Source organism: Kitasatospora sp. P5_F3, from assembly GCF_054049135.1.
Genome location: NZ_JBFUMY010000010.1, coordinates 265,160 through 276,221, shown reverse-complemented (window position 1 = coordinate 276,221; position 11,062 = coordinate 265,160). Strand labels below are relative to the sequence as shown.

Annotated in this window: 9 protein-coding genes and 1 pseudogene; 6 read left to right on the top strand and 4 right to left on the bottom strand. The window is 68.2% G+C overall.

The genetic code is table 11. The features are described from left to right. Positions 1 to 1,223: non-reducing end alpha-L-arabinofuranosidase family hydrolase (locus ACXJMZ_RS09390; RefSeq protein ID WP_457029517.1), on the top strand; the 1,223-nt coding region annotated here is incomplete at its 5' end. Between the two features lie 177 nt (positions 1,224 to 1,400). After that, positions 1,401 to 3,125: a family 43 glycosylhydrolase gene (locus ACXJMZ_RS09385; protein ID WP_457029516.1), complete on the top strand. Its 1,725-nt coding sequence runs from the start codon at positions 1,401 to 1,403 to the stop codon at positions 3,123 to 3,125. 237 nt (positions 3,126 to 3,362) lie between these two features. Here the strand turns inward: ACXJMZ_RS09385 and ACXJMZ_RS09380 are convergent. The 4 genes and pseudogenes from ACXJMZ_RS09380 to ACXJMZ_RS09365 form a co-directional block, all read right to left on the bottom strand. Continuing rightward, positions 3,363 to 3,536, bottom strand: a pseudogene (locus tag ACXJMZ_RS09380) (YceI family protein); the annotation flags it as partial. Between the two features lie 101 nt (positions 3,537 to 3,637). Continuing rightward, positions 3,638 to 5,347 (bottom strand): LPXTG cell wall anchor domain-containing protein, encoded by a 1,710-nt coding sequence (locus tag ACXJMZ_RS09375; protein WP_457029515.1) that lies wholly within the window; start codon positions 5,345 to 5,347, stop codon positions 3,638 to 3,640. Between the two features lie 181 nt (positions 5,348 to 5,528). Then, positions 5,529 to 6,116: a prealbumin-like fold domain-containing protein gene (locus ACXJMZ_RS09370; protein WP_457029525.1), complete on the bottom strand. Its 588-nt coding sequence runs from the start codon at positions 6,114 to 6,116 to the stop codon at positions 5,529 to 5,531. Positions 6,117 to 6,150: 34 nt separating this feature from the next. After that, positions 6,151 to 6,543 (bottom strand): ester cyclase, encoded by a 393-nt coding sequence (locus ACXJMZ_RS09365; RefSeq protein ID WP_457029514.1) that lies wholly within the window; start codon positions 6,541 to 6,543, stop codon positions 6,151 to 6,153. A gap of 126 nt (positions 6,544 to 6,669) precedes the next feature. Here ACXJMZ_RS09365 and ACXJMZ_RS09360 point away from each other — a divergent pair, with 126 nt between their 5' ends. The 4 genes from ACXJMZ_RS09360 (at position 6,670) to ACXJMZ_RS09345 (ending at position 11,053) form a co-directional block, all read left to right on the top strand. Next, the gene (locus tag ACXJMZ_RS09360; protein WP_457029513.1) at positions 6,670 to 7,248 is read left to right on the top strand and encodes a PadR family transcriptional regulator; all 579 of its coding nucleotides are present in this window, start codon (positions 6,670 to 6,672) and stop codon (positions 7,246 to 7,248) included. Between the two features lie 20 nt (positions 7,249 to 7,268). Then, a complete protein-coding gene (locus ACXJMZ_RS09355; protein WP_457029512.1) occupies positions 7,269 to 8,252 on the top strand; it encodes an NADPH:quinone reductase in 984 nt (327 codons plus the stop codon). 1,634 nt (positions 8,253 to 9,886) lie between these two features. After that, on the top strand, positions 9,887 to 10,171 hold the full coding sequence (locus ACXJMZ_RS09350; RefSeq protein WP_457029524.1) for a helix-turn-helix domain-containing protein: 285 nt from the start codon (positions 9,887 to 9,889) through the stop codon (positions 10,169 to 10,171). Positions 10,172 to 10,699: 528 nt separating this feature from the next. After that, positions 10,700 to 11,053: a hypothetical protein gene (locus tag ACXJMZ_RS09345; RefSeq protein WP_457029511.1), complete on the top strand. Its 354-nt coding sequence runs from the start codon at positions 10,700 to 10,702 to the stop codon at positions 11,051 to 11,053. Positions 11,054 to 11,062: the final 9 nt, after the last annotated feature.

Here is an 11,062-nt window from a genome sequence, read left to right as displayed (position 1 = left end):
ACTCCGGCAGCGGCTACTACCGGCTCAAGGCACGCCACTCGGGCAAGATGATCGACGTGTCCAGCTGGTCCACAGCCGACGGCGCCGCCATCCACCAGTGGACCGACCACGGCGGCACCAACCAGCAGTTCCGGCTCGCCGACTCCGACGGCGGCTACGTCCGGCTGATCAACCGCAACAGCAACAAGGCGGTCGAGGTCCAGAACGCAGCCACCAACGACGGCGCCAACGTGGTGCAGTATAGCGACTGGGGCGGCACCAACCAGCAGTGGCAACTCGTCAAGGTGGACGGGGGCGTCTGCGCGCTGCCGTCGACGTACCGCTGGACATCGACCGGCCCGCTGGCAACCCCGAGCGCGGGGTGGGCCTCGCTCAAGGACTTCACCAACGTCGTCCACAACGGCAAGCACGTCGTCTATGCCACGACGCACAACACCCTCGCCGGTGAGGAGGGGCGCTGGGAATCGACGGTCTTCAGCCCCTTCACGAACTGGTCCGACATGGCGTCGGCCACCCAGAACAGAATGCCCTTCGACGCCATCGCGCCGACGCTGTTCTACTTCGCCCCGAAGAACATCTGGGTGCTCGCCTACCAGTGGGGCGGTTGGCCGGACCCGTTCTCCTATCGCACCTCGAGCGACCCCACCAACCCCAACGGCTGGTCCGCGCAGCAGCAGCTGTTCTCGGGCACCCTCCCCGACCCTGCGGCCCCCATCGACCAGACCCTCATCGCCGACGACAAGAACATGTACCTGTTCTTCGCCGACGACCGCGGCGGCATCTACCGCGCCAGCATGCCCATCGGCAACTTCCCGGGCAGCTTCGGTTCGTCGTCCACGAAGATCATGAGCGACACGCCGGCCAACCTGTTCGAGGCGATCGAGGTCTACAAGGTCCAGGGCCAGAACCAGTACCTCATGATCGTCGAGGCGCAGGACTGGCGCGGCCGCTTCTTCCGCTCGTTCACGGCCACCAGCCTGGACGGCACGTGGACACCGCAGGCCGACACCCAGAGCAACCCCTTCGCCGGCAAGGCCAACAGCGGCGCGACCTGGACCAACGACATCAGCCACGGCGATCTGGTCCGCACCAACCCCGACCAGACCAAGACCATCGACCCCTGCAATCTGCAGTTCCTCTACCAGGGGCGCGACCCCGGCACCGACGGGATGGAATACGGCCTCCTGCCGTACCGGCCGGGCCTGCTGACGCTGCAGCGCTAAAGGTCCGGCTGCCGGCGGTCCCCGCCGACGGCATCCCTTCATATCCCACCCGAACAAGGGAATCAACCAGTGAAATTCACACTTCGGTGGTCGTCGAAACGCGTCCTCGCCTTGGTGGTAGGCCTTCTCTGTATGACGGCGTTCTTTCCGGCCACGGCCCGGGCAGACAATCCGATCGTGCAACACATTTACACCGCCGACCCGGCACCGCTGGTCTACAACGGCCGGGTCTACCTGTACACCGGGCACGACGAGGACGGCTCCACCTCCTTCGTGATGAAGGACTGGCGGGTGTGGTCCTCCGCCGACATGGTCAACTGGACCGACCACGGCTCACCGCTCAGCCTGAACACCTTCAGCTGGGCGGGCGCCAACGCGTGGGCGGGCCAGGCCGTCGAACGGGGCGGCAAGTTCTACTGGTACGTGCCGGTGTCGGTCCGGGCGACCGGCCAATTCGCCATCGGCGTGGCGGTGTCGGACAGCCCCACCGGCCCGTTCCGGGACGCCCTCGGCCACCCGCTGGTGGAGAACAGTGAGATCGATCCGACCGTCTTCATCGACGACGACGGGCAGGCCTACCTGTATTACGGCAACCCGAATCTTTGGTACGTGCGGCTCAACGCCGACATGATCTCGTACTCCGGCAGCCCGACGCAGATACCGCTGACCACCGCGGGGTTCGGCACCCGTACGGGAGATGCGAACCGGCCCACCCTGTACGAGGAAGGCCCGTGGTTCTACAAGCGCAACGGGCTGTACTACATGGTGTACGCGGCGAAATGCTGCTCCGAGTTCATCGCCTACTCCACCTCGCCCGGCCCGACCGGACCGTGGACGTATCGCGGCACCATCATGCCCTCGGAGGGCAACAGCTTCACCAACCACGCCGGCGTCATCGATTTCAACGGCGGCTCGTACTTCTTCTACCACAACGGCGCTCTGCCGGGCGGTGGTGGCTTCACCCGGTCGGTTGCGGTGGAGAAGTTCAGCTACAACGCCGACGGCACCATTCCGACGTTCAATATGACGACGGCCGGGGCGCCGCAGGTCGGCACGCTCGATCCTTATGTCCGCCAGGAAGCCGAGACCATCGCGTGGGGCAGCGGCGTCGAAACCGAACCCTCCAGCGAGGGCGGGATGAACGTCAGCTGGATTGAGAACGGCGATTACGTCAAGGTCAAGGGCGTGGCATTCGGCGCCGGTGCCGGCTCGTTCACCACCAGGGTGGCCTCGGGCACCAGCGGCGGCCGAGTTGAGCTGCACCTGGACAGTCCTACCGGGCCAACGGTCGGGACCTGCACGGTGTCGGGCACCGGAGGCTGGCAGACCTGGAGCACGGTCTCGTGCCCTGTTACCGGTGCGACCGGGACCCACGATCTGTACCTGAGCTTCGCCGGTGGCAGCGGGTACCTGTTCAATATGAACTGGTGGCAGTTCACCGCCGGCCAGCCCACCTTCTCGTCAACCGCCGTCGCCCAGCACAGCGGGTACTGCCTGGACGACCCCAACCAGAGCACCGCCGACGGCACTCAGTACCGGCAGTACACCTGCGGCGCCGGTGCGGATCAGCGGTTCGACTTCCGCCCGGTGCCAGGGGTGGCGGACACCTACTTCCTGGTGAACCACTACAGCGGCAAGTGCCTCGACATCAGCAGCTTCTCCACCGCCGACGACGCGGCGGTCCACCAGTGGACCTGCCACGGCGGCACGAACCAGCAGTTCACGCTGCGGCAGGTCGCCGCCAACGACTACCAGCTCGTCGCGGTGCACAGCGGCAAGTGCGTGGACGTCAGCGGGATCTCCACCACCGTCGGAGCGCTGGTCCACCAGTGGACCTGTGACTCCGCGAGTGCTCTGGCCACCAAGAAGAACCAGGTCTGGCGCCTGACCGGCAAGAGCTGAACCAACACAGGGCAGGCCCGTCCTGCGAACCCCGGGTGAAGTCCGCCGGGATGAGGAGATCGTCCAACTCCGCCGCCGGCTAAGGGAGTCGAAGCAGAACACCACCTTGCCGCAGGACAGGCTCGACGCCCTGGCCACCGTGACCGCCAACCTCTACCACGAGAACCTCGGCACAGGCCACAGACGGCTCGGCCCCCTGCTTCCCGAGTGAGGCAGGGGGCCGATCCGTCTGCGCCGTCAGGTGAGCGGCAGAAGCTGTTCGCCCTGGCCGGCCTGGAGGTCGGTCCCGACGCGGAGCCTGGTGCCGATGGCGGCCATGCCGGCCCGGACGACCTGGTTGTGGTTCATCGCGAAGTCCTCGCGCGGTAGTTCCACAGCGGCCCGGAACGCCAGGTCCAGGTCAACGACCCGGGCCTTGTTGTTTCCTGACTGCCGACGCCGACGCCGACGGCCCGGCGCGCACGCCACGGGTGGGTGGCGTTGCTGCCGGGCCGTCAGTCACTCACGCGGTCTCACTTCCCGTGCAAAGCCCTGCGGCGACGTCCGCGAAGCACCAGGACACTTCCGGCAGCGATGGCCAACAGGCCACCGACGGCGCTGTACGTGACAGCATCGCTCATCCCGGTGGAAGCCAGGCCGCCGGACGTGCTGCTCGGGCTCGGGCTCGGGTGGCCGACGGGTACGCCCTTCTCCGCCTGCGCACGGCTGCCGGTCGTGCCGGAGGCGGAGACAACCGGGGTGGTGGCGGTCGGCGTGACGGCGGTCGGCGTGGGGACGGGCGACGGCTTGTCAGCGCCGGCAGTCTTCGACGCGGGCTTCAGCTGAAGAGTCGTGATCGAGTACGGCGGCAGCGTCTGCGCAACCGCCGTGCCCCGCTCCGCCGTCGTCAGGGCGGTGCCTCCCGTGGCGAACGAAACGGTCGTGACCGCCCCTGCGGCCGGGGTGAATCCGGCGTACGAGAGCGACACCTCCGCCGCGTTCTCCGGGCTCTTGTTGGTCAGCATGACGTTCAGACCGCCGTTGCCGCTCCGCACCGCGTGCACGGTGACCGACGAGTTGCCCGAGGACGACTTGACGATGGTGTCGCCAGGCTGCGCCAGTGCGGTCAGCGAGCGGATGCCCCAGTAGGTGGGGAAGGTTGTGTCGCGCGGCGGTTGGCACTTCCCCCCGGCGCAGGTTCCAGCGGAGAGAATGCCCCCGTCCTGGTAGTCGGTCTGGCCGTGGACGGTGGTGGGTGCTTGGTCCGTGCCGTTGTGCAGGTTCCACCAGTCCACGTGGGTGGCACCCTGCTCGAACCAGGTCATGTAGGTGTCCGGCGCGAACAGGGCCGAGGCCTGGCTGGTCAAGGCGGGCGAGCCGACGCTGTCGGTCTCGGTGACCGCGATCTCCACCGAAGCGGCGCGCGAGCCCGTGTACTTGGCGATCAGCGAGCGCAGCTCGGACGTGGTAGCGGCGATCCGGGAGGGGGTGTTCAGCAGGTCGGCCGTGGTGGTGCCGCCCGGATACCAGTGGACGATGACGAAGTCGATCGAGCTTCCCGCGATGGAGAGCACCGTGTTGTTCCAGTCGGCGGTGTCACCGGGAGCCTTCTCCTTGTCCGGCCAGCCGCCGGGGGTGGTGAGCACCGCTCCGATCTTCACCGTCGGGTCCACGGCCTTCATCGCCTTCGAGTAGGCGACCAGGTTCTTCCCGTACTCCCTCGGGCTCTTGTCGGCGTGATCGTCCCTTTCCCAGCCCTTGCCGTTGCCGTAGTGCCCGTTGCCGTAGACCTCGTTGCCGATCTCCCAGTACTTAACGCCGTAACCCTTGTCGACATTGGAGTACTTGACCCAGTCGGCGGCCTCCTGGACGGTGCCGGAACCGTAGTTCGCGGTCAGGATCGGCTGGGCGCCGACCGTCTTCGCGGTGGCCATGAAGCGGTCGAAGTTGGTGTTGGAGGGGATCCAGCCGCTGCCGTCGCCGGAGGTGTGGGTCTTCCAGTGGTAGTCGTCCGCGCCGGAGCCGCCGGGATAGCGCAGCTGCCGAACTCCCGCTGCCTTCATCAGCGATGTCACCTGGGCGTCCCCCATGTGCTCGTCGCCGAAGCCCGTGTTGAGGCCGACGCCACTGTTGGGCACCGTGCCCAAGGAGGTGCCGGCATCCACACTGATGCGGACGGTCGGCTCGGCGCCCGCGCTGGGCGCCAGGGCACCGACACCGGCCGAGGCGGTGAGTACCGCCACCGCCCCCACGGCAAAATGCCGGAGTATCCGGCTACGGCGGGGCGTGCGACCGCACAGCATCGGCTGCTCAGCGGATCGCGGGTCGTCTGGTGACACGTGGGGCTCCGATCGGGTGTTGACATCGATGGCGTAGCGCCGCTGACCACGGCTCGCCCTCGTCGGTACACCCCTAAGTGGCCACTCAGAGCGGAAAGGTTGCCGCTGTCTCAATCGTTTTTGCCGAGACGCGGTCGTACCGTCTCACCGGAGCCGGTGACCCGTGACCCCGTGGCCCGGTGACACGCCCGGGCTCCCTTTCCACCTCGACGACGCGAACCATCACATGCGTCCGACCGCACACCGCCCCGCGGTGGCCGAGCGGCTGAAGCCGCACAGGAAGCACAGGAATAGACAGACGGCGGCCGCCGCCACCGCGACGGCCCTGTTCTCGTATAGCTATCCGGTCATGGGCTGTTGCTGCGGCGTCGGCTGCGCAGGGCCAGGCGGCCTGCCGTCGTTCGCCGCAGTGAGCAGGTGGGGGCCGTTGACCGGGCCCGAGGGCAGCAGACAGCCCTTCGACGCCGCGATCTCCTTGGAGTAGGAAGTAGTAGGAGCCCAGCAAGAGGCCCTGGTAGGCGCAGCGCCCCTGCGCGTCCGTGGTGCAGGGGGTGGGCGCCAGGGTGTCGGCGCGGCTGCCGCCGGTCTGGAGGCCGGGGGTGCCGTTGCTCTCGCGCCACAGCTGGAACACCGCGCCGGCCAGGGCCTTGCCGGCCTGGTCGTGCTTGACCACGCTCACCGGGCCGGTCGCCAGTTCGTTACGTGGTTCACGGCGCCGGGAGGGCACCGATCTGCTGCATCACCCCGAGGAGGTCGGGCTGGCCGCGTTCGCCGACGATCCGGCCGTCGGCCAGGTAGTAGAAGTTCATGGCCTGCACCGAGATCTTGTTGCCGCTCGCCGGGATCCCGAAGAAGTCACCGTCGTGGGTTCCCCGCATGGTGAACCGCGCGGCCACGGTGTTGCCTTCGGTGACCGTCTCCTCCAGCGTCCACTGGACGTCCGGGAAGGCGCTGCGCATCATCCCGATGACTTCCAAGTACCCATCGGGCCCCCGCAGTGGTTCCGGGTGGCTGGGCGCGTGGAACACCGCGTCCGGAGAAATGACCTCGCGGGCGAGGTCCTCGTTGCTCGTGTTGATGAACTCGACGAAGCGGTTCATCACTGACTCGGTGGACTGCGACGGCATCTTGCTGTGCCTCTCCAGAGACGTTTGGGTGGGTACCTCCGAGCGTAACATCGAATCGATGTTCACATCGCTTCGATGTAGGCGTGCGAAGATGGAGGCATGCTGGAACTCGCGATACTCGGCTTCCTCGCCGAGGGGCCCCTGCCCGGACACGACCTGCGCCGCCGCATCTCACAACTGACCGGCTATACGCGGCCGGTCAGTGACGGCAGCCTGTATCCGGCGATCAACCGCCTGACCAAGGCGGGCTTGATCGAGCGGCACGCCGACCCGGCCGCGGGGGCGGCCCGGTACGTGCTCAGCCTGACCGCGGCCGGCCGGGCCGACATGCTTCAGCGCCTGCGCAAGCCCGCCGACCACGAGATCACCGACTTCACCCGGTTCTACATCGTCCTGGCCTTCCTCGCCCACCTGCCCGACGTGGCCGAACAGCACGCGGTGCTGCGCAGGCGGCTGGAGTTCCTGGAAGAGCCGGCGAGCTTCTTCTACGACAACGAGCGGCCCCTGCGTGCCGAGGAGATCACCGACCCCTACCGGCGGGGCATGCTGCTCACCGCCCGCGCCACCAGCCGCGCGGAACGGACCTGGCTGCGCGAGACCCTCGGGGAGGAACCGCCCGCATTCGACACCGCATGCACCGACGGCGATCCGCATGCACCCACCGCTCCCGCGAGCTGACTGCCCTTGGAGGTACCCCCATGCTTGCTTCCTGGTACGACGACCAGGGCCCCGCCACCGATGTCCTGCACGTCGGCGAACTACCTGATCCCGTCCCCGGCCCCGGCGAGGTCCGCGTCCGCGTCACCGTCTCGGGCGTCAACCCCGGCGACACCAAGAAACGGCGCGGCTGGCTCGGCTCGTCCATGCCCTTCCCGCGGGTGATCCCGCACAGCGACGCCGCCGGAGTCATCGACGCCGTGGGCGCCCAAGTCGACGCCCGCCGCGTCGGACAGCGGGTCTGGGTATACGGCGCGCAGTCCTACCGCCCCTTCGGCACGGCCGCCCAGTACACCGTCGTACCGGAACACCAGACCGTACCTCTGCCAGATCATCTGAGTGACGAGCTGGGCGCGAGCCTCGGCATCCCCGGCATCACCGCCCACCGCACCGTCTTCGCCGACGGCCCGGTCGACGGCCAACTGGTCCTGGTCCACGGAGTCCTCGGCGGCGTCGGTTCCCTGGCCGCCCAGCTCGCCCACTGGGCCGGCGCCACCGTGATCGCCACCGTCCGCCGCGCCACGGACCTCGACCGCGTCGACCCGGCCATCGTCTCCCACGCCATCGCCCTGGACACCGGAGACCCCGCCGCGGCCATCCACTCGTACGCGCCGCGGGGCGTCGACCGGATCATCGAAGTCGCGCTGTCCGACAACGCCGACCTCGACAACGCCGTCGCCGGCAACAACGCCGTCATCGCCGCCTACGCCACCCGCACGGACCGCACCGAGATCCCCTTCTGGCCGCTGCTGTTCAACAACGTCACCCTGCGGCTGCTCGGCAGCGACGACTTCCCCGCCGAGGCCAAGCGCCAGGCCGCCCGCGACCTCACCTCCGCAGCCGCCGTCGGCGCCCTCACCGTCGCCGTCGGCGACCGGCACCCACTGGACGACATCGCCAAGGCCCACGACCACGTCGACGCCGGCGGTGGCCACGGCCGCATCCTGGTCACCATCCCCCAATAGCGCAGACTCGGAATCGAAGCTCCAGATGTTCAGGGCGACTTGCGAGGTCACCCCGAAAACCGGGGTCTGTCCATTGAACGGCTCTGTCATACATGTGGTGGTGACGCAGCGTCATCGCACCTCTGGTGTCGCGGTGTTGGGGTGTTCGTAGATGCCCCCGCGACAGCGCGGCCGGTGGGGGACGTCGCTAGGTGCGAAACTCCGGCCCTCCGACTGGCGCGACTCTTGGATGGAGGCCAGTTTGCTGCGCAGTCTCCTCACTCCCACATGGGACATCCCTGTGGGAGTGAGCTGCAGGAACTACCCGTTGTCATCGCAGGCACACTGCGTCACCGCCGGATGTGAGCCAGAGCCGTTCTTTTTGCAGACCCCTCCTGACGGGGCGGGACAGTTTCGGGGCGGCTTCGGCGAGGCGGCCAGTGGAGAGGACTGCGGATGGGGCACGGGCGTGCGAGCCGTCGACCTGTCCCGGGTTCCGTCAGCGTTCACCCTTCTGCGCGTTGCCCCTGGTCATGCGCAGTGTGCCCCGGCCCGCGCCGGGACGGAAGACTACCTACCCTTCGAACACCGCAAACTCTGTGCTGGCCAGAGTAGACATTGCTGCGGGGCGTGGTTAGTGTTTCTCTCGTAGCCAGCAGTCAGCGGGGCCCGCCAGACACGAACTGGCGGGAGCAGTACTGGAAGTCGCAGATCGGCACGGTTGTGGGGTTCTGAAGCCAGGGTTGGTGCAGGACGGCGACAGGACCGGCGACCGGGCCGGGTGGCCCGCAGTGATCAGGGGTTACCAGTCGGCGGTACCGCAGTGATTAGGGATAGCAGTGCGGCAGTAGCCAGGTGCACGCCGGGCAGGTGGGCGTGCGGCAGTGACGCAGAACCAGGTACGGCAACGGAGTCGCGGAGCCAGGGCAGGTTGCAGGACGGCGACGGGACTGGCGGCCGTACCAGGTGGCCCGCAGTGTCAGGGGCCACCAACCAGCGGTACCGCGGTATGTGGCAGGTGAAGTCGATTCGCAGTCACCAGTGGTTGCGGTACGCAAGGTCTCAGCAAAGGCGCCGGACTGCGGGCGCGCGTGCTGGGAAGGTCCGGGGCAGTGGGGTTCCAAGCCGAGCGGCCGAGCGGCCGAGCAGGACGGGCGACGGGGCTGGCTGCCGGACCAGACGGTGGGCCGGTACGGCCACCACGGCAGGACAAGCAGTTCGCAGCACCGAGCAGTACCCGTGTTCAACCAGGCAGTACGCAGTACCAGCAGTTCGCAGGCTGTCAGTGACGCAGAGGAAGAACGGAGGGCGCAAGCGCCATCAGGATCGCCCGGCCCGTGAGGTTGAGCAGTCTCGTCCGGGCGGACACCGCAGACCCCCCAGCTACGAAGGACGGTGGTTTCCGGTCACGCATACGCGATCCCCGCACGCCCCATCCCCCGGGGCCAAGCGGAAACAGAGGACCGGCCCAGGCCGGTAGATGGTGTTGTTCCCCTTCGGGGCCCCGGMGCCGCAATGGCGCCGGGGCCCCTCCACGCGTTCCACCCCAGGTAAGAGAAAGAGGTGCAGTGGTCACGACCACCAACCGGCCCCACACCCCCAGCACTCCCGACACCGTCAGCAACTTCGACGACGACGACTACCCTGCCTACACCATGGGCCGCGCCGCCGAGATGACCGGCACCACCGCGGGCTTCCTGCGCACCCTAGGTGAGCACGGCCTCATCACCCCTCTGCGTTCCGACGGCGGCCACCGCCGCTTCTCCCGCTACCAACTACGCATCGCGATGCGCGCCCGCGACCTCGTCGACCAAGGCACCGCCGTCGACGCCGCCTGCCGCATCATCATCCTCGAAGACCAACTCGAAGAAGCTCTGCGCATCAACGAACAACTCCGCGAAGGCCGCCCAACCGGACAATCGCCGGCCGCGGACACCTGACCCTCGCAACCCGACCGCTGGTCGCCGGCTTGCCACCGCCGAACCGGTCAACCCGAACAGGTCCCCGGGTTGCTCGGCGCGAGTCGGCGACGCCCCGGGCGGGGCACTGGTCACGGAACCCTACCGGCACGCCCCGTCAGGCCCGGAGCCATGGACGGTGCCACATCTGGCGGGCCGGCACATCCGCTGCCGCGCCTGCGCCGGCGGGAACTGGCCGGCCTCGCCCGAGCACGCCCGCCCGGCCACCACTAACCAGTCCTGGCACCGACCAGGACCGCGCCCTTCTCGACGCCTGGAGCTACCGGTTCGACCAAGCCGAGCTGGCAGCGAGCGGCTGAAGCCCACCCTCAAGTCGCCCTCCGCGACGGAGATGAAGGGCGACTCCCGGGCCCTCTGGCCTGTTCCATGAGCGCGCTCAGCCTGAGGTTGAGCGGGCGCAGGGCTGATGGACCGTCACGGGAGCCTTGTTGGCGGGAGGGTGCGTCCCTAAGCTGGTCCAGGCGTGGAGTACCGGGGGAGGGAATGGCCATGATGAGACGTCTGGTCCCAGTCATCGCAGCGCTGGTGGCCGTTGCCGGCTGCAGTTCGGGTGGGTCGGATGGCGATCAGGCCCTGACCGACGGCGAGTTGGCGTGCATGATGGTGCGGATGCTGCCCGAGCGGATGCCCGAGCAGCCGGCCAGCGGTTCGTCGGATCAGTCCTGGGACGTGGCGGTCGGCCGGCTGGGCGCGGCGGCGGAGGTGGCCCGGGTGGCCGCGCTGCAGGACAAGAAGTACCAGCCGCTCGCGGACACGCTCCACACCGCCCGGGAGACCTTCAGCGTCAGCTTCGACCTCCACAGCGCGGAACCGGGTGTCAAGCAGGCACGCGCGCAGTGCTGACGGCGTTCT